The organism is Flavobacterium collinsii (genome assembly GCF_946903285.1).
GTDB classification, from domain to species: domain Bacteria; phylum Bacteroidota; class Bacteroidia; order Flavobacteriales; family Flavobacteriaceae; genus Flavobacterium; species Flavobacterium collinsii.
On record NZ_OX336425.1, the window covers coordinates 1,222,128 to 1,246,000 of the forward strand.

The window sequence follows — 23,873 nt, forward strand, 5'->3', positions numbered from 1 at the left end:
TTATTAGAAACCAAAATTAACCCCTAAGCCGAAAACTTCTCTGGTTTGAAAACCTTTAAAAGCATTGTCGTCATAAATGGCCTGAAAGGATAAATTGGCAGATAAAAATTTGTTTACTTTCATGATGATGTTCAAGGAGTAATTGATGTCTACATTTTGAGGATCTTCTAAATAATTAGAGTACAGGTTCAAAGTATTTTCTGCAGTTACATTAGTCATGATGGCCAGTTTATAATAAACTGAAGCATAGAAACCTAATTCGTAACGCATACTTTTATTCGCATCTACACCAAAATAGGCGCCATCGACATAGGGTAAACCGGTTGTCTGATCAATTCCTGAAGTGTAAGCGTTGTCTACAAAAGTGAATTTTGAAGTTAAAGGGGCAAAGTTTACTTTAAGATTTTCATCTTTTGACCAATAAATACCAGGGCCGGTAGTCAGATAACCAGGAGACATGAATTTGGTGTTTTCGGTTCTAATTTCCTTTCCGTTTGCATCTTTCCCATAAACGTAACCAGTAGTAAACTGGGTTCTAAAATTCAGGAAATAAGAATAATACCATTCTCCAAAAGCTCTTTTACCTACAATTGAATTGAATTCAAGACGGTCATCTGTCTTTTTTCCAAAATCTGTATTCTTAGTTTGTAAAATACCGTAAGAAGCCAGGATTTTATTGTCCCAGGTAAGATCTTCTTTTTTGTAATTGAAATCATAGTTGATACCTAATGTTCCGGAAAAGCTGTCTTCACCTCCTGCAATCCAATTGTTAAAGCTTGATTGATTTAGTAAAAGAGAGACAGTTCCTTTAGCTTTCCATCCTTCATCTTCTATTGTGTCATTTATTTTTTTAACCGCTTTTTCAGTATTTTGAATAAGTTCTTTTTCAGAATTTTGGGCTTGAACAAAAGTTAAGTTCGCTAAAATAAGGAGTAATAACGCTAGCTTTTTCATGATATCTGGTTTAAATGTGTAAGAACAAATATACTAAATAATCGTTAAAAAAGACTTATGGGATGTAGCGGTAAGGAATGTTATTTCTTTGATTCTTTGTATAATGGCACCGCCGAACAAGCCTCGCCATACATAATACTTCTTGCAAAAGGCTGTAAATAAGTTGCAGCCAAAATGTAAGCACGGGTTGGAACAGGTTTTCGGGAACATCCTTTTACAATGACAGGTTTGTTTTTGTAAGCAGAGTAATCAAGCTTGCTCAGTATCTCTTCGTATAAACTTGCTTCCAGATCCTCTAGAGTTCCATTGACTACTTTTTTGGCAAAAGGAGCCAATTGTATAGCAACAAGAATAGAAGACCATGCCGGAACAATTGCATCTGTGCTACAGTTTATAGCCACATATTGATCCTGGTATTGCGACCAATCGTGATTTTTTAAATGCTCTCTAAAATCTTTTTCTTTTAATAAAAAACCTTCTAAAAGCCATTGTGATATATCGATTTGCACCCGCGCTCCTTTTGGGTAATAATCTTCAAGATCAAATACCTCCAAAGCACTATTGGCAACTTTATTGATGATTTCTTCCATTTTTATTTAGTTATCAATTACAGTCACAGTCACAGGACTTAACTGTGACTGTGACTGTAAACTGTATGCCTTTTTAAAGCATTCCTAATTCTAATTTTGCTTCTTCGCTCATTAAATCTTTACTCCATGGCGGATCGAAAGTAATTTCAACATCAACATCCTTTATGTTTTCAATTGTTTTTACTTTTTCTTCCACTTCTCTTGGTAAGCTTTCTGCAACAGGACAGTTTGGAGAAGTTAGGGTCATTAAGATTTTTACTTCGTAATCAGTATTGACCATTACATCGTAAATTAATCCTAACTCATATATGTCTACAGGAATTTCCGGATCATAAATGCCTTTTAAAACTTTTACGATTGATTCTCCTAATTCGTTTGTGTCTATTTCTTGTTCCATTGTTTTTGTTTTTTGAACACTAAGTGTTTTTATTTTTTACCATTAAGATATTAAGAGAAATTAAGGCTGACGCTTTATGAAACTTAATGGCTTAAGGGGTAATTTTTTTTAATTTTTATTTTTTGCGTCAAAAGCCAATGCGTACATTTTGATGTTTTTAATCATCGATACCAAGCCATTCGCACGTGTTGCAGATAAATGTTCTTTTAGACCAATTTCGTCAATAAAATCAACATCGGCGCTTAAAATATCGGATGCTTTTTGATTGGAGAATGTACGAATTAAAATCGCGATAATTCCTTTAGTCAAAATGGCATCACTATCGGCAGTAAAGACAATATTATCTTCTTTCTGTTCTCCTTGCAGCCAAACTTTAGACTGACATCCTTTGATTAAATTGTCGTCGGTTTTATATTCTTCTTTGATTAACGGAAGACTTTTTCCTAATTCGATGATGTACTCGTAACGTTGCATCCAGTCATCAAACATCGAAAATTCGTCGATTATTTCGTTTTGTATTTCTTTTATCGTCATAATTATTTTTTCGTAAAATCCAGTAGCAAATTTACCAAATTTTCTATCTCTTTTGGAGGGTATCCATCGTCGAAACCCTGAGTTTCATATATTTTCTGATTCTGAGTGACTTTTAAATTTCCCAGAGCAGCTCCATCATGAAAGCGTTTTTGTGTTGGGCCTTTTAAGTCGGGAATAGTTTTGAGATTAATTTTCGAAAATTGAGCTACAATCTGTTTCCATTTTAAATCATCTATTTTGCTTTCAACGGGCTGAACATTGCGGCCATTGGTAATCGAAACCATTTTATTCTGTACCACGATCACTTTGTAAATACCTCGGGAAACGGCAGAATATTCAATTTCAGTACCTTTCATATCAGCTTTTTTTTGGCTGGAACAGCTTGTTCCTATAAAAAACGTTAAGAGCAACAAAGATAATATTCTCATAATTTTTTTAGCTTAACATCGTTTTTGCCTTTTTAATGGCCTCAACCATTATGTCAATTTCTTCTTTGGTGTTGTAAAAAGAAAAAGAGGCGCGAATAGTTCCCGGAATGCAGAAAAAGTTCATAATTGGTTGGGCACAATGGTGTCCGGTTCTAACGGCGATTCCCAGTTTATCGATAATTGAACCAATATCGTACGGATGAATGCCATCAATATTAAACGAAACTACAGAGGCTTTATTTCCGGTTCCGTAAATTTTCAGACCTTCAATTTCTAATAAACGTTTTGTTGCGTGCTCTAATAAATGTGTTTCGTGCTGATGAATATTGTGAAAACCAATGTGGTTCAAATAATCAACGGCAGTTCCTAAAACAATTCCGCCAGCAATATTAGGAGTTCCTGCTTCAAATTTATGAGGCAAATCAGCATAAGTCGTTTTCTCGAAAGTAACTTCTTTGATCATTTCGCCACCACCCTGGTAAGGAGGTAATTTGTTTAACCATTCTTCTTTTCCATAAAGAATTCCGGTTCCGGTTGGTCCGCACATCTTATGTCCTGAAAAAGCATAAAAATCACAATCTAAATCTTGAACGTCAGGTTTTAAATGAGGAACAGCCTGTGCACCATCGATCAAAACAGCCGCACCAACAGCATGAGCTTTTTCGATCATATACTTGATCGGATTAATAATTCCTAATGCGTTCGAAATGTGATTCACCGTTACCACTTTAGTCTTTTCAGACAATAAGGCATCGTAGGCTTCCATTATAAGCTCACCCTCCTCATTCATCGGAATAACTTTAAGTGTTGCTCCCGTTTTCTCACATAACATTTGCCAGGGCACGATGTTACTGTGATGTTCTAATGAAGAAACAATTACTTCGTCTCCTGGTTTTAAAATTGAAGCAAAACCGTTGGTTACTAAGTTGATTCCGTGAGTAGTTCCTGAAGTAAAAAGTACTTCATGCGAAAATTTCGCATTGATATGATGTTGGATTTTGACTCTTGAAATTTCGTAAGCATCAGTTGCCAATTGACTTAAAGTATGAACACCACGATGAATGTTGGCGTTGATCTCCTGATAATACTTTGCGATCGCATCAATCACAATTTGTGGTTTTTGTGAGGTCGCGCCGTTGTCGAAATATACTAAAGGTTTTCCGTTTACTTTTTCTGAAAGTATCGGAAAATCAGCTCTTATTTTTTGGATGTCTAACATGTCTTATTTAGAAAAATTCTACCTACAAAAGTACTAAAACAAAATTGGTTTATCCATTAAAACTATAATTTCCTTTTATGGTACCATCAATTGAGGGTTTATATATTGATTCTTTAAAATTCGTTCGTTTTTTTTAGTTTTATGAATTTTATTTCTAAAATAAGTTGTGTAATCTTGATTGTAAATTATTTATATTGCATTAAAATTATCTTTAGCTATATGAAAAAAATTCTAAAATTACTTGTCTTTGTTTTAGTTCTTGCGTTTTTGTATTTTGGTTTTACTACTTATTCCAAACTTGATTTGATTTCAGGCTTTTCGGCCAAAAGTGTAGCATCAGGTCATTTTATTGATCATCGTTCGAAGGAATTAATCGAAAAAACCGATAATGATATTAACATGATTACTTTAGCCACGAACACTATTAATGACGCAGGAAAATTTGCTACTTCTACGGTTTATGGTCTAAAAGAAAGAAAGGCGATTTACAGAGAGGGATTGGGCGCAATTTTGATAAATGATGATTTTGATGTTTCGAAGCCTTATCTGCTTCCAAAGAGAACTAAATTAGTCAATAGTCTTCCTTTTCCTTATGGGAATAACGAACCAAAAGATTCCGCTTTTGCGAATATTAATTATTCAAAATTGAAAAAAGCCATTGATGATTCTTTCGATAAAAAAGGTGGAAAAGCAAAACGTACACGAGCAGTTGTAGTTTTGTATAAAGACAAATTGATTGGCGAAAAATATGATACTGGTTTTAGTAAAGACAGTAAAATTCTGGGTTGGTCAATGACTAAAAGTATTGTAAGTTCGGCTTTTGGAGTTTTGGCCAAACAGCGAAAAATAGATATCTATAAACCTGCTCCAATTGCAGAATGGCAAAATGACGATCGTAAAATTATTACGATTAATGATTTGCTTCATATGAATTCAGGTCTGGAATGGGAGGAGGATTATACTAAAATTTGTGATGCAACTGAAATGCTTTTTCAGGCTGAGGATATGGGGAAGGTACAAATGGATAAACCGGCTAAGTATAAACCTAATTCGCATTGGTATTACTCTTCCGGAACTACTAACTTATTATCGCGAATTTTAAGAAGTCAGTTTAAAACGCAGCAGGAATATCTTGATTTTTGGTATAGTGCCGTAATCGATAAAATCGGAATGAACTCGATGATTGTGGAACAGGATATGTCGGGAATTTTTGTGGGATCTTCTTATGCCTGGGCGACAGCGAGAGATTGGTCAAAATTTGGATTGTTGTATTTGCATAAAGGAAACTGGAACGGAGAGCAGGTCTTAGAGGAAAACTGGGTAAAGTATACCGCAACTCCAACGAATACTTCAAATGGAGGTTATGGAGCTCAGTTTTGGTTAAATGCCGGAGGGAAGTTTCCCGATGCGCCTCGTGATATGTTTTATTGTAATGGTTATCAGGGACAAATGGTAGCGATTATTCCGTCTCTGGATATGGTAATTGTTAGGATGGGAGTGAATGAAGGAGGTTATTATTTTGATTTTAATGAATTTCTGAAGGAGGTTATTTCTTCAGTAAAAAAATAAATTTAACTGCAAAGACGCCCAGTAAAAAGCGCAAAGTTCGCAAAGCTTAAAATAAAACTTTGCGAACTTTGCTTAAATGTTAGCGCTCCTTGCGGTTAAACACTATTACAAATTAAATCCTAAATTAACGCCTAATTTCGTAGCGATGATTTTAGTAATTCTTTGTTTTAATTCCGGTATTTTAATGCTTTCGATTACAGCATTTGAGAATGCGTACATCAATAACGCTTTAGCTTCTTTTTTCGGGATTCCACGAGACTGCATGTAGAACATTGCGGTTTCGTCTAATTGTCCAACGGTACAGCCGTGAGAACATTTTACGTCGTCAGCAAAAATCTCTAATTGAGGTTTGGCATTGATGGTTGCTTTGTCACTCAATAAAATGTTGTTGCTTTTTTGGAAAGCATTTGTTTTTTGAGCTTCTTTTTCTACCAATACTTTTCCGTTGAAAACTCCAGTTGAGCGATCAGAGAAAATCCCTTTATAATCTTGGAAACTTTCGCAATTTGGTGTTGCGTGATTTACCAAAGTATAATGGTCTACGTGTTGTTTATCGTTTAGAATAGAAATTCCGTTTAGCGTGCTTGTTAATCTTTCTCCAAAATGGTAAAAGTTTAAGTTGTTACGCGTTAGATTCCCTCCAAATGAGAAAGTGTGTACATAAGCATGACTTTCTTGTTGTTGAGAAACATAAGTGTTGTCAATTAAATTTGCTTCACTATTGTCGTTCTGAATTTTGTAATAATCCACAATCGCGCGTTTTTGAGCAAAAATCTCGGTAACAGAATTTGTTAAAACCGGATTTTCGTTCAGGCTTTGGTGACGTTCGATGATTTGTACATGTGAATTTTCGCCTACAATAATCAAATTCCTCGGCTGAACCATTAATGCAGCTTCATTACCTGTAGAGAAGTACATGATTTCGATAGGTTTGTCGGCGACTTTCTTTTTTGGAATATTAATAAAGGCTCCTTCGCTTGCAAAAGCAGTATTCAACGAAGTTAAACTTTCATCTTTACTTGCAATCTGATTGAAGTAGGTATCAATAATCATTTTATATTTAGGTTTGGTCAATGCCGAAGACATTAAACAAACATCAATTCCATCATGTGTGGTAGAAGATAAATGCGAACTAAAAACACCATCAATAAAGACCAATTTATAGGTGTCGATTTCGTGTAAAAAGTATTTTTTTACCTGATTAAATTCAATTGCATTTTCCTGCTTTGGAAAAACCGTAAAGTCATTTTTTAAGATGGCGTTTAACGATGTGTATTTCCAAGCTTCTTCTTTTTTGGTTGGGAAACCTTTATTTTCAAAGTTTTTTAGTGCTTTGGTGCGAATATCATGCAGATCTGAATGTACATCGACACGCTCTTCAAAAGCCATAAAAGACGATACTAATTTTTCTTTTAAATCCATTTTCGTAGTTGTAAGTTATAAGTTATGAGTTATGAGTTTTTGTAAACTGTAAACTGTAACTGTAAACTAGTTTTCTGCTTTAATCCAGTCGTATCCTTTTTCTTCCAGTTCGTAGGCTAGTTCTTTTCCTCCTGATTTTACGATTCTTCCATTGTAAAGAACGTGAACGAAATCCGGAACGATATAATCTAACAAACGTTGATAGTGCGTGATTACAATAATAGCATTTTTCTCGCTTTTCAATTTGTTAACTCCATTAGCCACAATTCTTAGCGCGTCGATATCAAGACCAGAATCGGTTTCGTCAAGGATCGCTAGTTTTGGTTCTAACATTGCCATTTGAAAAATCTCATTTCTTTTTTTCTCTCCTCCTGAAAAACCTTCGTTTAGGGAGCGAGATAAAAATTTACGATCGATTTCTAATAACTCAGATTTCTCACGAATTACTTTTAGCATTTCATTAGCAGGCATTTCTTCCTGACCGTTTGCTTTACGAGTTTCGTTGATTGCAGTTTTCATGAAGTTGGTTACACTAACTCCTGGAATTTCTACAGGGTATTGAAAAGAAAGGAAAACTCCTTTGTGTGCTCTTTCTTCAGGAGCAAGATCAGCAAGATCTTCTCCGTCAAGGAAAACTTCTCCGTCAGTAACTTCGTAGTTTTCGTTTCCGGCAATTACAGCCGAAAGTGTACTTTTTCCAGAACCGTTTGGTCCCATGATAGCGTGTACTTCGCCAGCTTTAACTTCTATATTAATTCCTTTAAGGATTTCTTTATCACCAATTGAGGCGTGAAGGTTTTTTATTGATAACATTGTTTTTTTATTTTATATAAATGTCAATTCTATTTTTGTTGTTTGGTTTAAGATGTTGGCATTAAAATGCGCGTGTCCTAAATATTCCATGCCTAGATAATCGGCTGATTTTTTGAACGGAATGTAAAAACTATCTTCAATTTCATTGTCGTGTGAATTTGAAATCACACCAATTTTCTTTCCTCTGAGTTTTCTTCCGGTTTCTTTTTCAATTCGGATTAAATCCGAAAAGCGATCAAAGAATACCTTCATGATTCCACTCATATTATACCAATATATGGGCGTTGCAAAAATTAAAGTGTCGTACTTTTCGATGATACCTTTAATTAAAGGGAAAAAATCATCTTCTCTGTTCTTACTTTCGTAATCATAATAGGAAATATTATAATCACTCAGATCAATTACCTCTATTCCGGTTTCTTTAGAAATTTCATCCGCAATTCGGGTTGTGTTTCCGTTTTTTCTGGATGAACCTAAAATGATTACTTTCTTACCTTCCATTTTGTGATTAACCTACAGATCCTTCTAGAGAAATTTCTAATAATTTTTGAGCTTCAACAGCAAATTCCATTGGTAACTTGTTCAAAACATCTTTACTGAAACCGTTTACAATTAGGGCAATCGCTTTTTCAGTTGGGATACCTCTTTGGTTACAATAAAAAACCTGATCTTCTCCAATTTTACTTGTAGTTGCTTCGTGCTCTATTTTGGCCGATGGATTTTTACTTTCGATATAAGGGAAAGTATGCGCCCCGCAATTGTTTCCCATTAAAAGAGAATCACATTGCGAAAAGTTACGTGCATTTTCTGCTCTTGGACTAATCTGAACTAATCCGCGGTAACTGTTTTGTGATTTACCGGCTGAAATACCTTTGGAAATAATAGTCGATTTAGTGTTTTTTCCTAAATGGATCATTTTAGTTCCTGTATCAGCTTGCTGGAAATTATTGGTAACGGCAATAGAGTAAAATTCTCCAACCGAGTTGTCTCCTTTTAGTACGCAAGAAGGATATTTCCAAGTCACAGCAGAACCTGTTTCCACCTGGGTCCATGAAATTTTAGCGTTTGTTTCGCACAAACCTCTTTTGGTAACGAAGTTATAAACTCCACCTTTTCCTTCTTTGTTTCCAGGGAACCAGTTCTGAACGGTAGAATATTTAATTTCAGCGTCATCCAAAGCGATTAATTCAACCACTGCAGCGTGCAATTGGTTTTCGTCACGACTTGGAGCAGTACAGCCTTCCAGGTAAGAAACGTAGCTTCCTTCGTCAGCAATAACCAAAGTTCTTTCGAACTGACCTGTTCCTGCCTGATTGATTCTGAAATAAGTTGAAAGTTCCATTGGGCAGCGTACGCCTTTTGGAATATAACAGAAACTTCCGTCAGAGAAAACTGCTGAGTTTAATGCTGCGTAGAAGTTATCTTTTTGAGGTACAACAGTTCCTAAGTATTTTTTAACTAATTCTGGATGTTCTTTTATTGCTTCTGAAATTGGGCAAAAAATGATTCCTTTTTCAGCAAGAGTCTTTTTGAAGGTTGTAGCTACAGAAACAGAATCGACTACAATATCCATAGCGACATTGTTCATCATTTTTTGTTCATCGACAGAGATACCTAACTTTTTGTACATTTCTAAAAGTTCAGGATCTACATCATCCAAAGTTTTGTTTGGATCTACTTGTTTTGGAGCAGAATAATAAGAGATTGCTTGAAAGTCTGGTTTTGCATAATGAACATTTGCCCAATCTGGTTCAATCATTTCTTTCCAGGCGCGAAAAGCTTCAATGCGCCAATCGGTCATCCACTGAGGTTCTTCTTTTTTAAGGGAAATAGCTCTTACGATGTCTTCATTTAAGCCAATAGGAAATGTCTCCGATTCAATATCAGTATAAAATCCGTATTCGTATTCTTTAGTTTCGAGTTCGATTTTTAAATCGTCTTCAGTGTATTTTGACATTTTTTAGTTTTTTAAAACGCTTAAAAAGTGATTTTCTTAAGCGTTTAAATTTTTGCTTTTGTTAGATTCTTTTAATTTATAGCGAAAAAGATTCTCCGCATCCACAAGTTCTGCTTGCATTTGGATTATTGAATACAAATCCTTTTCCGTTCAATCCTCCTGAAAATTCAAGTATTGTTCCGGCTAAATACAGGAATGATTTTTTTTCAACTGCGATTGTTATGTCGTTGTCTACAAATATTTTATCGTCGTCGCCTTTCGTTTTATCAAATTTTAAATCATATGACAAACCAGAGCATCCACCACTTTTTACGCCTACTCTTACGTAGTCGCTGGCGGCATCAAAACCATCATCTTTCATCAAGTCGATGATTTTCTTTTTTGCTGTATCAGAAACTTTTATCATTGTTTATGGTATTTGTTTTTGCTTTCATTTCAATTTGCTTTCAAAACAGTAATCCAATTATTACATTTTAAAGTGCTGTCTTTCAATGTTGAAATGAAATTATCTGCAAAGATACGACTTAAAAACCTTTTTCCATAACGGTTCACATTATTATAACAAATGTTAAAATAGATATTAGTTATATTATGGAAGGGAGGTATTATTTATGATAGAAAAAAAGGAATAAGAAGTGTTCGGATTTTTTTTAAACAATAAGGTTTTGATTTTTTTAAACAGAAAATTTTAGCATAAGGTGATTGTATTTCCTAGCTTTGTTTTCCTATTAGAAATATATCCACATGAAACTTTACCCTATAGAATCCGGAAATTTTAAATTAGATGGAGGTGCCATGTTTGGCGTTGTCCCTAAAACCATCTGGAACAAAACCAACCCGGCCGATGCGAATAATTTAATTGATATTGCGGCACGTTGTCTGCTTATTGAAGATGGAAACCGCCTGATTTTGATTGATACCGGAATGGGAGATAAGCAATCGGAGAAATTTTTCGGCTATTATTCACTTTGGGGATCACATTCGATAGATAAATCTTTGGCGAAATATGGTTTTCATAGGGATGATATTACTGACGTTTTTATGACGCATTTGCATTTTGACCATTGTGGTGGGAGTGTACAATGGAATTCAGACAAAACAGGATATGAGCCGGCGTTTAAAAATGCCAAATACTGGAGCAACGAGAATCACTGGGAATGGGCAACAAAACCCAATGCCCGTGAAAAAGCTTCTTTTCTTTCAGAGAATATTTTACCCATGCAGGAAAGCGGACAGCTGAATTTTATTAAGCGCCCTGAAAGTGATTTTGGTTTTTCTGAAGAATTGAATTTTGGAATTTATTATGTGGATGGCCATACCGAAAAGCAAATGATTCCGCATATTCAGTATCAGGATAAAACGATCGTTTTCTGTGCCGATTTGTTAGCGACAGCAGGACATATCCCGTTGCCCTATGTGATGGGTTATGATACACGACCTTTGTTAACAATGCCTGAAAAATCAAAATTTTTAAATGCTGCTGCAGACAACAATCATTATTTGTTTTTGGAACATGATGCTCACAATCAGATTATAACGGTGGAACATACCGATAAAGGAGTTCGATTGAAGGATGTCTTTACTTGTGAAGAAATTCTTTAGAAGAAACTTAAAATATAAAAAATCCTGTTTTCAGTATGTCGAAAACAGGATTTTTTGGTTTAACTAATTGTAATTATTAAGATTTTTAATTGGTTTTGAATTTCCAAATCTGACCAATGGTTTCCCCTCCTTTATTGTCTTTTACAACAATTTTCCAGAAGTATTGGGTTGTTGATTCTAATGTGATATCAAGTGAAGTTGCGCTTGTGTTCTCACTTATTTTTGCTGTAGGCGGATTGGTTTTTCCAAAATAAACATCGTAGGTAAGAACATCGTAGGTAAGAACATCGTTGCTATCAACATCTGTGGCTTTCCATTTTAAAGAAGCGGTTGCTGTATTCAAAAGAGAGTTTACAGCTGGCTGTATTAATTCTGGAGAAAAAGGCAAATGATTTACAACTGCATCACCACTGGTGTAGAGTTTAAATGTAGAAGAATAGCTACTTGCCAGTCCTTTGTTGTCAGTCGCTTTTACTCTCCAATAATAGGCAGTGTTTTTCTCTAGTGCGATCGAAGTATCATTAGTAGTCACTTCTGAAGATTTTACAATTTGTGCAAACGTATTTTCTTTTGCTACCTGAATCTGATAGGTTATAGCATCTTTATTTGAATCTGTAGAAAGATCCCATTGAAAGGAAACGGTATTGTCTACGCATAATTTGTTATCAATCGGAGCTTTTAACGCAGGTACAGTTGGTGCCGCATTGACCGCTTCCGGAGATCCTGAATCATCACCACCGCCGCAAGCTGCGAATAAAAGACCAATGATTGTAAGGGATATAAAATTCTTCATCTTTATTTTTTTATAATTTTAATGTATTCCGGAGTCTCTAAATAGATTTTGGCAGCATAAATTCCTGAAGGGTGATTTTCAAGATTTAATAGTGCTTTTCCGTTTTCGATAGTGTACGTTTTAGTCGAAACTAATTGACCGGAAAAACTATATAATTCTATTTTAACTTCCTTTTTAGTACCTGGAATCTCTATTTCAAAACTTCCTGAAGTAGGGTTTGGATAAGCCGACAAAATTTGTGATTCGAAATCTGAAACCGATACTTTTTTGGCAAAAATACCTTCACAAGCTTTTGCAGTCGCTACTTCTACCAGGGCATTCTTATTAACATCCACAGAGAAAGCAACATCATTAGTTTGAAATTGCTCTGTTCCGTTAACAAAAACAGTAAACGGAGCCGTTCCTTCCGTAATTTCAACATTAACCGTTTTAGCAGTTACGCTTGATTTTCCTGCAACAGTAGCACCTTTTGCAATGGTAACCGTAAAGTTTTGTTCGAAAATCACATCTGGAATCGTAATCTTGATTTTGTAGCTTCCTGGAGCCAGAGCGTTAACTTTTAAACTATTGGCGGTAAAAGTATAAGGCTTGTCGTTTATAGTCGCAGTATAAGCATATGTTGCCTTACCAAGAATGCTTATTTCTCCATTATTCTCACCAAGACAAGATTCACTCTTCGTTTCAATGGTGAAATTGTAGGCAGACAAATTCAATTCTCCGGTACATTCTGTATTGTAAGTTGCAGAAGCATCTTTTTTGTATGGCCAATTGGTGTTGGCATAGGTTACGTCATCAACCAAAATACAAGATAGTTTTGGATTTGATGAAAAAGAGACATAATTGTTGTTTAGTAATGTGTTTTTACCATTTTTAAGATTTAAACTGGTTAATTGATTTGAGTTTACGATCAAACTGGTTAATAGAGGGTTTTTTGAAACATCGATTGTTCCAATTTTATTCTCGTTAACTTCAAGACCATTTAATAAAACATTATTTGAAATATCAATAGCTGTTAATTGACATTTTTTAGCATTTAAATAAGTTAGAGCTTTATTTTGAGAAACATCTAAAGTTGTTAACTCATTTGAAAAAACACTTAAACTAGTTAAAGCTGTATTTTTAGAAGTATTTAAAGCTGTTATTTTGTTTGCGTAAACACTTAGTCCTTTTAAGGCTGAATTTGCAGTTACATCAATATTTGTAATTTGATTTGAACCAACCTCTAATCGAGTTAATGCTGTATTTTTAGATACATTAATCTCTGTTAGTTTGTTATTATCCGCAACTAAAGTTTGTAAAGCTAAGTTGTTTGAAACATTTAATTCCGTCAATTTATTAGCGCCACAATTTAGAGATTCTAAAGCAGTATTTTTAGAAAGCTCTAATGTTGTAAGCTGATTATCTGCTATGTCTAAAATTTTTAATTTTAGGTTTTTAGAAAGGTCTATTTTAGTAATTGCTCCATGATAGCAATAAAGACTTTCTAATGATTTAAAATCTTCAATTCCTGTTAAGTCTGTTACTCTATTTCCTAAGTCAATCGCAGATATCGACGTAATATTTTCAATTTTTGAAGTCAAAACTTTTCCGTCAATTTCACCAGAATCATAACCTTGAGAAATTAATATTTTCTCAAATCTTGGATCAGGAATTAAAGTGTATTGAAAGTTTGGCGGACATGCTGCAGCCGAATAGCTTGCAGTTGCGTCTTTAGCAACCCATTTTTCTGTAGAAAAAGCAGCATCGTCAACCTGAATACAACGTAAGTTTGGATTTTCAGTAAAGTTTCCAAAAGTCATATTTTGCATATTAGCATTATTGCCGTTCTTTAGATTCAGGGTATATAAATTGTTACCAGCACAATCAAATTCTCTTAACTTTATGTTTTTAGAAACATCTAAATCTCTCAACTTATTAAAACTAACGCTTAAAGCAGTAAGGTTAGTGAAGTAAGATAAGTCAAGATTTGTGAATTCATTATTGCTGATGTTTAGATTAGTTAATGAAGTACTTGCTCTAAAAAACGAAGCGCTTAGTTTGTTTTTACTTATATTTAAACTTGTCAGTGATTTGTATTTTAGGGCATCAAAAACAGTCAATTGATTGTTACTGCAGTCTAAAGATGTTAATGAAGAGAAATCTTGTAATCCTGTTAAATCAGTAATCTCACTATTTGAGATGTTTAAGCTAGTTAAAAAGACAATATTCATTGTAGCAACTTTTCCATTTTTCCCATCCTTGTCGATACCAAGACTTATAAGTTTCGTTTCAAATTTTGGATCTGGAATTAATGTATAAGGTACTGTAACTGGACAAACGTCTGTTGAAAAAGCAGCAGTTTGATCTTTTTTGGTTTTCCAATTTTCATTAGAATATGCAGCATTATCAACTTGAATGCAAGTTAAATCAGGATTAGCTGTAAAGTCTAAATTCGTTAATAAAGTATTTGCCCCATTTTTGATGTTAAGGTTTGCTAATTTATTTCCAGAAAGAATAATTACAGTTAGTTTTGAGTTTTTCGATAAATCTAATACTCTCAGTTGGTTTTCAAAGGCGTTAAATTCAGTCAGTTCTGTATTTTTTGACAGATCTAAAGAAATTAATTCTCCACGATATACGCTCAGGCGAGTTAGTTTCGTATTTTGACTTAAGTCTAACGTTTTAAGTTTGTTGCCTGTGATACTCAAAGAAGTTAAATTAACATTTTTTGAAAGATTTAAAGTAGTGAGTTGCGATGAGCTTAAACTCAAAGAAGTTAAATTAACATTTTTTGAAAGATTGATATCCTGAATAGAATTTGAATCGGCTGTCAAATAAGTTAAAGCTTGACTTTTAGAAACATCTAAGGTAGTTAAAGGATTATTAGAAACATCTAACTGAATTAAAGATGTAAAACCTTCAATACCTGTTAAGTCTTTAATATTTCGGTTTCTTAACTCATTCATGTATTTAACTTGTGAGATATTTTCGGTTTTTACTTTTCCGTTTTTACCATCCCTGTCGATTTTTTGAGCAATAAGGAAATCTTCGAAATTTGAATCGGGGATAAGAGTATAAACTTCACAATCTAAGCTAAAACTAGCAGAAGGGTCTTTGGTAACACTCCAATTTTCTGTAGCTGAAATATTAGCAACCATAATACAAGTTAAAGTGCTGTTACTAGCTGCGTTTAAAGTTTTTAATGCGCTATTTTTAGACAAATCAACTTTTGTAATTAAATTGTTAGAGATATTTAAAGTTTGCAAAGCCGTAAAGCCTTGAAGACCTGTTAAATTTTTAATAGAGCTGTTAGATACATCTAATGAAGTAACATTGTTGATACTAGAGTTTAAAACGGCACCATTTCTACCATCAGTATCGATTCCAAGACTGATTAATTTGTCTTCGAATGCTAAATCAGTAATTGTGGTTGCAAGACCGCAATTCAATGCATTATAGTTTACTTCTGGATCTTTTATTTCGGACCAGTTAGTATTAGAATACTCAATATTATCAACCTGAATACAGCTTAAGTTTGCGTTTCCTTTAAAATTAGGGTAATAGGTTGACCCAGATCTTCCTTCTATATTTGTAAAATAGATCCCTACATTTTTTACGAAGTTTGAATTATTTCCATTCTGTAAATTCAGGCTTGTCAAATTGTTATTCCCGCAGTTTAGAAAAGTTAAAGCAGTATTCTTGCTTAAATCCAATGAAGGTATTTGATTTGTCGAACAGCTTAAAGTTTTTAATAGTTTATTATTACTGACATCAAGGGCTGTTAATTTATTACCGCCAATTAGTGCTACTTCTAATGCTGTGTTTTTCGACAAGTCTAAAGAGCTTATGTTGCTGCTTTGAAGTTCCAGCATTTTTAATGCAGTATTTTGGCTTAAATTCAGTTCTTCAATTTGAACTTGCCAAACTTCTAATTCTAAAAGTTTAGTGTTTTTTGTAAGATCTAAAGTTTTTAAAACACGAGCACTTCCGTTAGCACCGGCAACTAAATACTCAAGTGCAGTATTTGAAGAGGTGTCAAACGTTGTTAGGTTATTACTTGTACAATCTAAAAATGTCAATTTAGTATTAGCTTTTAAGTTTAAATTGGTAAGCGAATTGTAGCCTACATTTAACTTCTCTAAAGCTAAATTATTACTTAGATCTAAGGTAGTCAATCCGTTACTGCTGCAACTTAAAGTTGTTAAAGATGTGTTTTGAGTTACATCTAAGTTTTTAAGTGGATTTGAATTTATTTTTAATGATTCTAAAGCAGTGTTTTTGGTAAAACTTATAGCTTTAAGTTGGTTGCTTGAAGCGTCTAACGATTTTAAGTTTAAATTGTTTGAAACGTCTAATGTTGTTAATTTGTTTCTATCAACTTGCAAAGTAGTAAGAGATTTATTTGCAGAGACTTCTAAAGTTGTCAAGTTGTTATTAAAGGCTAAAACTTGTGTCAATTTAGTGTTTTTTGATATATTCAATACACTCAATTTGTTTCCGTAAACCGATAAGTCATTTAACTCTGTATTTTTTGAAAGATCTAAATTTTCAATCTCATTAAAATAGCATTTTAAGCTGGTTAAAGCTGTAAATCCTTCAATACCAGATAGGTTTTTGATATTTGCACTTGAAACATCTAAAATTGTAACTCCTTCAATGCTTTCGGTATTTACTTTTCCATTTTTACCATCTTTATCAATACGCAGCGCAATAAGCTTGTCTTCAAAGTTTGAATCTGGAATTAAAGTAAAAGTGTCACAATTTAAATTAAAACTTACTGCTTCGTCTTTAGTCGTTGCCCATTTTAAAGCTGCGTCAACATCTGTAACTTGTATGCATTTTAAAGAAGAATTATTAGAGCAATTTAAAGTATTCAAAAATTTATTTTGAGAAACATTTAATCGTTTTAATGAATTACCGGAACAATTTAATGTTGTTAAAGAAGTAAAGCCTTCAATTCCGGTAAGTTTTGTCAGTGAGCTATTAGAAACATCTAAAGTAGTTATTGCAGCAATGCTAGAGTTTAAAACAGCCCCATTTTTACCATCTGTGTCAATTTTTAAAGCGATCAGCTTATCTTCAAAAGCAGTATCTAAGACTGTCATTGAACCACATTCAAAAGGGTAAAAAGTTGATTCTGTATCTTTATATATCCACGTAGTTTTTGCATATTCTACATTATCTACAGCAATGCAATTAAGTTTTGGATTATCTCGAATATAAATACTATTTGTTTTTAGAAGGGAATTATTGCCGTTTTTCAAGTTTAACGTTGAAAGTTGGTTTGATTCGCAGGTTAAATAAGTTAAAGCAATGTTTTTACTTAAATCAAGACTGGTTAATTTGTTGTTACGTATAAACAATTTTGATAATTTCGTATTGCTGGAAAGATCAAGTGAAGTTAACTGATTGTCAAAGCAATAAATCGTCTGTAAATTTATATTTTCTTTTAAGTTAAGAGATGTTAATTTATTACCTTCAACTGATAATGAGCTTAAAGCTTTATTGTTAGATAAGTCTAAACTGGTAAGTTGATTGTTTTCGCAGCCTAAAGTTATTAATTGTAAGTTCTTGCTAAGATTAAGACTCTTCAGTTTTCCATTGCCACCAGTTTGAGAGGAATATGTTGAGCCTTTGCAAAACAAACTTTGTAATGCTGTAAAGTCTTGTATTCCGGTTAGGTCAGAAACAAGAGCTCCATCTACGGTAATCGTTTTTACGGTGTTAACATTCGAAGTCAAAACTTTGCCATCGACAGTTCCAGAATCAATTCCTAAAGAAATAAGAGCTTTTTCAAACTCGATATCAGGAATAAGAGTATATTGTTCAGTTCCCGCGACATAAACTTTAACATCGTCAATTAGGACATCAAACGCTTCGCCGTCAAAACTAAAAGTTGAAATAGATAAATCATAAGAAAGGTTAGCATCTGGCGTAAAACTAGATTCTCTCTCAGTCCATAAATTATTTGTAGCAAAAGTACTTCTAGATAATGTAGTAGCACTTCCGGTCTTGGAAATATTCAATGAAATAGGATGACTTCCGTTATAATTATTAGTGAGATATTTATACCTAAATCTTACAGTATAAGTAACTCCTCCTTTTAATGGAACTTGATTGGTAATTTTAGGAGATAGTGTTATATATTTTAAATTGATACTGTTGTCTCCCTGAATAGCCTCAAAGCTGCGGGAGAAAGAATTTTCATTTGACCAAGAGGTTGGAAAATTAGATTGCCAGCTTTCGAATCCGCCATTCGGAACTAAGTTGGTTTGTGCATAAATAGAAAAATTTGCCAGTAACAGCAAGAAGAGTAGTTTTGTTTTCATAGATTCGGTTTAGAATTCAATCGCGCAATTGTACAAATTTCGATTGGTATTTCCTTACGGGAAGACGTAATAAATACTTTCTTTTAAAAGTTTAAAAAGCGTATACTAAACGAGCTGTTTTTCTTAGAGGATAAATAGTGTAAGATTTTTGATTCAGATGAAGATTATAAGGTTCTTAAGGTTTCTTAAATGTTAAGGCAAAATTCATAAGGCGGTGTTAATCGTTAGTTTTATGTAACAAAAAATCATAATTTAGGCCCATGTTTAACTTTAAAATATTTATTAGATACATGAGTCATATAAAACATTTCAAACTATCTGCTTTTACATTAATCGTGTTAGCAGGTTGCAGTACCACTTTGCAAGCGCAAAAATCGGCTACACAAGAATTTATTAAAGCTCCTTTAACTGTTGTTAAAAAAGCTCCTGTTAGCGAAAACGAATTAAAAAGATGGAGTCATCTTGATCTAATCAAAGATTCAATTCCGGGAATGAGTGTCGATAGGGTTTATGCTGAATTATTACAAGGTAAAACAGGAAAAAAAGTGATCGTTGGAATTGTAGATTCTGGTGTCGATATCGAACATGAAGATCTAAAAGGGATGATCTGGACGAATCCTAAAGAAATTCCGGGTAACGGAATCGACGATGATAAAAACGGGTTTGTGGATGATATTCACGGGTGGAATTTCTTAGGAAATGCTGTTCATGAAAATCTTGAAATGACGCGTGTGATTAAAAAAGGAGATGATGGTTCTGCTGAATATAAAAATGCTTTAGTACAATATGAAGAAAAATATAAAAAAGTTTTAGAAGAGAAACAACAAGTAGATTTTTTAATTGATGTTCATAATACTATAAAAAAGGAGTTAAATAAAGCAACTTATAAATTAGAAGATTTAAACAAGATTACTTCAACTGATTCAAAATTAGTCGATAGCAAAATGATTATGACTCAGATTTTTACTAGCGCTGGACCAACTTTTGACCCTGAAGCAGAATTTGAAGATTATAGAGAATCAGTCTACGATCAATTAAATTACAACTTAAACAAAGAGTACGACGGTAGAAAAATTGTAGGTGATAATCCGGAGGACATTAAAAATACAAATTATGGAAATAATATTGTTTTTGGACCTGATAAAGAGAAAGCACTTCACGGAACGCACGTAGCAGGAATCATTGCACAAATTCGAGGGAATAACTTAGGAGGAGACGGAGTTAGTAATAATGTAGAAATCCTGACTGTAAGAGCCGTTCCTGACGGTGATGAGTATGACAAAGATATTGCCTTAGCTATTCGTTATGCAGTAGACAATGGAGCAAAAATAATCAACGGAAGTTTCGGAAAGAGTTTTTCTCCTCATAAAAAATGGGTTTGTGATGCGATAAAATATGCGGCAAAAAAAGATGTTTTAATTGTGCACGCAGCTGGAAACGATGGTTATAACATAGACGAGATAAGAAACATCAATTATCCAAACGATTCAGAAGATAACGTCAAAGAATTTGCAGACAATGTGATTACAATTGGTGCTATAAATAAACAATATGGTGAAAATGTTGTGTCTTCATTTTCTAACTTTGGAAAAATTAATGTTGATGTTTTTGCTCCGGGAGAAGAAATTTATGCAACGATTCCGAATAGTAAATATAAATATTCCCAAGGAACTTCAATGGCTTCTCCAAATGCGGCGGGAGTTGCAGCATTGATTCGTTCTTACTATCCAAAATTAAAAGCAGCCCAGGTGAAGCAAATTTTAATGGATTCAGGAGTTTCGCTTCCATCAATGGTAGTCTTAGGGACAAATCCAAATCCTGATGCAAAACCTGTAGCGGTTTCATCTGCAGAATCTTCAAGAACAGCTAAAATGGTCAACGCTTACAACGCTTTATTGATGGCCGAAAAAATGTCAAAAAAATAACTAAAACCAAATATTAATTAATGGAAGAGTGTGAGCTCTTCCATTTTGATTGAAATAACGATGCGAAAAATTATACTATTATCTTTTTTGAGTTTGGGTTTAAACTCAGCATTTGCGCAAAGTGCACCTTACTGGCAACAGCATGTTGACTACAAAATGGAAGTATCCATGGATGTGAAAAATTATCAATACAAAGGGAAACAAGAGTTGGTGTATACCAACAATTCTCCTGATACGTTAAGAAAAGTTTTTTATCATTTGTTTTTAAATGCGTTTCAGCCGGGAAGTGAAATGGATGCACGTTTGCATACTATAAAAGATCCCGATGGAAGAATGGTGTCTAAGGTTAAAGGTGCGGATGGAAAAGAAACCAAACAAAGCCGAATCGAAACTTTAAAACCAAATGAAATAGGATACTTAAAAATTTCAGATTTTAAACAAGACGGAGTTTCAGCACAAACAAGAGTTTCCGGAACCATTTTAGAAGTGACTTTGGCGAAACCAATTTTACCAAATTCTAAAACGACATTTACGTTAGATTTTGACGGACAAGTTCCGGTTCAGGTTCGTCGTACAGGACGTAACAATTCTGAAGGAGTAGAATTGTCAATGTCGCAATGGTACCCAAAATTAGCCGAATTTGATTTTGAAGGCTGGCATGCAGATCCATATATAGCGAGAGAATTTCATGGAGTTTGGGGGAATTTTGATGTAAAAATTACAATCGACAAAGAGTATACTATTGGTGGTTCAGGATATTTACAAGACAAAAATCAAATTGGCCATGGTTATGAAGACGCAGGTGTAACCGTTACTTATCCAAAGAAAACAAAAACATTGACATGGCATTTTATTGCGCCAAATGTTCATGATTTTACCTGGGCAGCTGATAAAGAATACACACACGATATTGTGAAAGGACCTAATGATGTTGATTTACATTTCTTCTACAAAAACAATCCGAAAACTACGGCAAACTGGAAACAATTAGAGCCTTTAATGGTTAAAGTAATGGATTATTACAACCACAGAGTTGGAGCATATCCGTACAAACAATACTCTTTTATTCAAGGTGGAGACGGTGGAATGGAGTACGCAATGTGTACTTTGATGCTTGGAAACGGAACTCTTGAAGGAATTTTAGGAACAGCAACTCATGAACTTGGACATTCATGGTTTCAGCATATTTTAGCTTCAAATGAATCAAAGCACCCTTGGATGGATGAAGGTTTTACAACTTACATCGAAGACAGCGCTTTGAATGAATTAAAAGGCGATAAAAAAGAAGTTAATCCATTTGAAGGAAATTATAAGGCTTATTACAGTTTGGTAAATTCTGGTAAAGAACAGCCTCAGACGACTCATGGAGACCGTTATGACGAAAACCGTCCGTATAGCATTTCATCTTATGTAAAAGGAAGTCTTTTTCTTTCTCAGTTAGAATATGTAATTGGAAAAGATAATGTTGACGCTACCTTAAAAAGATATTTTAATGATTTTAAATTCAAACATCCAACTCCAAACGACATCAAAAGATCTGCAGAGAGAGTTTCAGGAGCAGAATTAGATTGGTATTTAATTGATTGGACAGGAACGACCAATATAATCGATTATGGTATTAAAGATGTATCTGATAATGCAGGAAAAACCAATATCACTTTAGAAAGAATTGGAAGAATGCCAATGCCAATTGATTTGAAAGTAGAATATACTGACGGAACTTCTGAGAATTTCTACATTCCGTTAAGAATGATGAACTTCATTAAACCGAATCCGAATCCAAACGAAAAAAGAACTGTTTTAGAAGATTGGGCCTGGGCACAATCGAACTATAGTTTTACAATAGACAAAAACAAAACAGCAATCAAAAAAATTACGATTGATCCAAGCGGATTAATGGCGGATGTAAAAGCTGCAAATAATGTATATGAGGTGAAATAATTTTCGTCTTAGAATATAAAAAAGTCTCGTTTAATTTTAGAAATAAATTTTAAACGAGATTTTTTCATTATAATAGAATTTTTGCTAAAAATAAGAGTGAGATTAAAAAGAACTGAAAAATCCGCGTAAACTAATTTCATCGATAAAATCCTTTGTAAATTAAAGGCATAAAAAAAAACGCACAATTGTGCGTTTTTTTATTTTATATATAGTTTGTTATCCTAAATGTTCTAACATATCTTTTGTCATTGATTCCAGATCAAAAGTATGTTTCCAGTCCCAGTCTTCTCTTGCCTCAGTATCGTCAATACTTGCCGGCCAGCTGTCTGCAATTTTCTGACGGAAATCAGGATTGTATGTTATTTCAAAATCAGGAATATGTTTTTTAATTTCAGCAGCAATTTCAGTAGGAGTGAAACTCATTGCAGCTAAATTGTATGAAGAATGTATTTTGATTTTCTCTGCTGGTACTTTCATAATATTAATGGTTGCATCAATTGCATCATCCATATACATCATTGGCATTTTTGTTTCAGAGGATAAAAAGCACTCGTATTTTTTATCAGCAATAGCCTTGTAGAAAATATCTACAGCATAATCTGTAGTTCCGCCACCCGGAGGAGTCGACCAGCTAATTAAACCAGGATAACGAATGCTTCGAACATCAACACCATAAATATTATGGTAGTATTCGCACCATCTTTCTCCGGCTTGTTTACTAATTCCGTAAACAGTAGAAGGTTCCATTACAGTATATTGAGGTGTGTTTTCTTTAGGTGTAGTAGGTCCAAAAACGGCAATACTGGAAGGCCAGAAAATCTTTTTTATCTTTTTGGCTTTTGCTAAATTTAAAACGTGAAATAATGAATTCATATTCAGATCCCAGGCAAATGCAGGGTTTTTCTCGGCTGTAGCCGACAAAAGCGCCGCCATCAAATAAATATCAGTAATTTGATGTACTTCAACAAGATGCTCGATTTGGTTAAAATCTAAGGCATTGACCACTTCAAACGGACCAGAATTAACAACGTCAGTATTTAATTTTCTAATATCAGACGCAATAACATTGTTTGTTCCGTATAGTTTGCGCAGTTTTTGAGTCAGTTCTGTCCCAATCTGACCGCAGGCACCAATGATTAATATTTTTGGATTCATTTTTTGAATGGTTTTTTTAGAGAGACAAATATAACGTTTCCTCAATTATTTTTACTTTTCAGAAGAACAAATTATAAATTTAACAACGATAAAGATTCTTTTTTGGATTATTCGTTGTTGAGTAAGGAATATAAATTAAAATTTATAAGTATTTTCAACCAGGAATTTGCGGTTTTTTGATAAGTCTTACAAACAGGAATCCACGAATTCAGAATCCTCTACTGGTTGATGAATAAAGTAATTTGTATCAAAAATCAGAATTCGTA

18 protein-coding genes are annotated in these 23,873 nt (G+C 33.8%); 4 read left to right on the top strand and 14 right to left on the bottom strand.

The window, feature by feature from the left end; genetic code table 11:
• Positions 1–3 precede the first annotated feature (3 nt).
• From OGZ34_RS05495 to OGZ34_RS05520, 6 genes are all read right to left on the bottom strand, one after another.
• The gene (locus tag OGZ34_RS05495; protein WP_173965386.1) at positions 4–954 is read right to left on the bottom strand and encodes a DUF3078 domain-containing protein; all 951 of its coding nucleotides are present in this window, start codon (positions 952–954) and stop codon (positions 4–6) included.
• An 80-nt stretch (positions 955–1,034) separates the two neighbouring features.
• Positions 1,035–1,544 carry a DUF2480 family protein gene (locus OGZ34_RS05500; protein WP_263362381.1) on the bottom strand — a complete coding sequence of 170 codons (510 nt, stop codon included), beginning with the start codon at positions 1,542–1,544 and terminating at the stop codon, positions 1,035–1,037.
• 73 nt (positions 1,545–1,617) lie between these two features.
• Positions 1,618–1,941, bottom strand: coding sequence for an SUF system Fe-S cluster assembly protein (locus OGZ34_RS05505; RefSeq protein WP_017494560.1), 324 nt, complete (start codon positions 1,939–1,941; stop codon positions 1,618–1,620).
• Positions 1,942–2,049: 108 nt separating this feature from the next.
• Positions 2,050–2,475 carry a SufE family protein gene (locus tag OGZ34_RS05510; RefSeq protein ID WP_173965384.1) on the bottom strand — a complete coding sequence of 142 codons (426 nt, stop codon included), beginning with the start codon at positions 2,473–2,475 and terminating at the stop codon, positions 2,050–2,052.
• 2 nt (positions 2,476–2,477) lie between these two features.
• Positions 2,478–2,831, bottom strand: coding sequence for a hypothetical protein (locus OGZ34_RS05515; RefSeq protein WP_263362382.1), 354 nt, complete (start codon positions 2,829–2,831; stop codon positions 2,478–2,480).
• A 79-nt stretch (positions 2,832–2,910) separates the two neighbouring features.
• The gene (locus OGZ34_RS05520) at positions 2,911–4,122 is read right to left on the bottom strand and encodes an aminotransferase class V-fold PLP-dependent enzyme (RefSeq protein WP_173965382.1); all 1,212 of its coding nucleotides are present in this window, start codon (positions 4,120–4,122) and stop codon (positions 2,911–2,913) included.
• A gap of 219 nt (positions 4,123–4,341) precedes the next feature.
• On the opposite strand from OGZ34_RS05520, the gene OGZ34_RS05525 reads away from it, so the two are divergent.
• Positions 4,342–5,691 carry a serine hydrolase domain-containing protein gene (locus OGZ34_RS05525; protein WP_263362383.1) on the top strand — a complete coding sequence of 450 codons (1,350 nt, stop codon included), beginning with the start codon at positions 4,342–4,344 and terminating at the stop codon, positions 5,689–5,691.
• A gap of 105 nt (positions 5,692–5,796) precedes the next feature.
• Here the strand turns inward: OGZ34_RS05525 and sufD are convergent, their stop codons facing one another.
• The 5 genes from sufD to OGZ34_RS05550 form a co-directional block, all read right to left on the bottom strand.
• Positions 5,797–7,113: a Fe-S cluster assembly protein SufD gene (sufD, locus tag OGZ34_RS05530; RefSeq protein WP_263362384.1), complete on the bottom strand. Its 1,317-nt coding sequence runs from the start codon at positions 7,111–7,113 to the stop codon at positions 5,797–5,799.
• 66 nt (positions 7,114–7,179) lie between these two features.
• Positions 7,180–7,926, bottom strand: coding sequence for a Fe-S cluster assembly ATPase SufC (gene sufC, locus OGZ34_RS05535; protein ID WP_017494567.1), 747 nt, complete (start codon positions 7,924–7,926; stop codon positions 7,180–7,182).
• Positions 7,927–7,938: 12 nt separating this feature from the next.
• Positions 7,939–8,427 carry a flavodoxin family protein gene (locus OGZ34_RS05540; RefSeq protein WP_173965379.1) on the bottom strand — a complete coding sequence of 163 codons (489 nt, stop codon included), beginning with the start codon at positions 8,425–8,427 and terminating at the stop codon, positions 7,939–7,941.
• A gap of 7 nt (positions 8,428–8,434) precedes the next feature.
• Complete coding sequence (gene sufB, locus OGZ34_RS05545; RefSeq protein ID WP_263362385.1) at positions 8,435–9,883, bottom strand: Fe-S cluster assembly protein SufB; 1,449 nt, start codon at positions 9,881–9,883, stop codon at positions 8,435–8,437.
• 76 nt (positions 9,884–9,959) lie between these two features.
• Positions 9,960–10,289: a HesB/IscA family protein gene (locus OGZ34_RS05550; protein ID WP_055097560.1), complete on the bottom strand. Its 330-nt coding sequence runs from the start codon at positions 10,287–10,289 to the stop codon at positions 9,960–9,962.
• 338 nt (positions 10,290–10,627) lie between these two features.
• On the opposite strand from OGZ34_RS05550, the gene OGZ34_RS05555 reads away from it, so the two are divergent.
• Entirely contained in the window at positions 10,628–11,485 is an 858-nt protein-coding gene (locus tag OGZ34_RS05555; RefSeq protein ID WP_263362386.1) for an MBL fold metallo-hydrolase, read from the top strand.
• A gap of 85 nt (positions 11,486–11,570) precedes the next feature.
• On the opposite strand, the gene OGZ34_RS05560 is transcribed toward OGZ34_RS05555, so the two are convergent.
• Complete coding sequence (locus OGZ34_RS05560) at positions 11,571–12,278, bottom strand: glycoside hydrolase family 78 protein (protein ID WP_263362387.1); 708 nt, start codon at positions 12,276–12,278, stop codon at positions 11,571–11,573.
• A 2-nt stretch (positions 12,279–12,280) separates the two neighbouring features.
• Positions 12,281–18,586 carry a T9SS type A sorting domain-containing protein gene (locus OGZ34_RS05565; RefSeq protein WP_263362388.1) on the bottom strand — a complete coding sequence of 2,102 codons (6,306 nt, stop codon included), beginning with the start codon at positions 18,584–18,586 and terminating at the stop codon, positions 12,281–12,283.
• Between the two features lie 290 nt (positions 18,587–18,876).
• On the opposite strand from OGZ34_RS05565, the gene OGZ34_RS05570 reads away from it, so the two are divergent.
• The gene (locus OGZ34_RS05570; protein ID WP_263362389.1) at positions 18,877–20,511 is read left to right on the top strand and encodes a S8 family peptidase; all 1,635 of its coding nucleotides are present in this window, start codon (positions 18,877–18,879) and stop codon (positions 20,509–20,511) included.
• 60 nt (positions 20,512–20,571) lie between these two features.
• Positions 20,572–22,452: a M1 family metallopeptidase gene (locus tag OGZ34_RS05575; protein ID WP_263362390.1), complete on the top strand. Its 1,881-nt coding sequence runs from the start codon at positions 20,572–20,574 to the stop codon at positions 22,450–22,452.
• Positions 22,453–22,668: 216 nt separating this feature from the next.
• Here the strand turns inward: OGZ34_RS05575 and OGZ34_RS05580 are convergent, their stop codons facing one another.
• Entirely contained in the window at positions 22,669–23,607 is a 939-nt protein-coding gene (locus OGZ34_RS05580) for an L-threonine 3-dehydrogenase (protein WP_173965372.1), read from the bottom strand.
• Between the last annotated feature and the right edge of the window lie 266 nt (positions 23,608–23,873).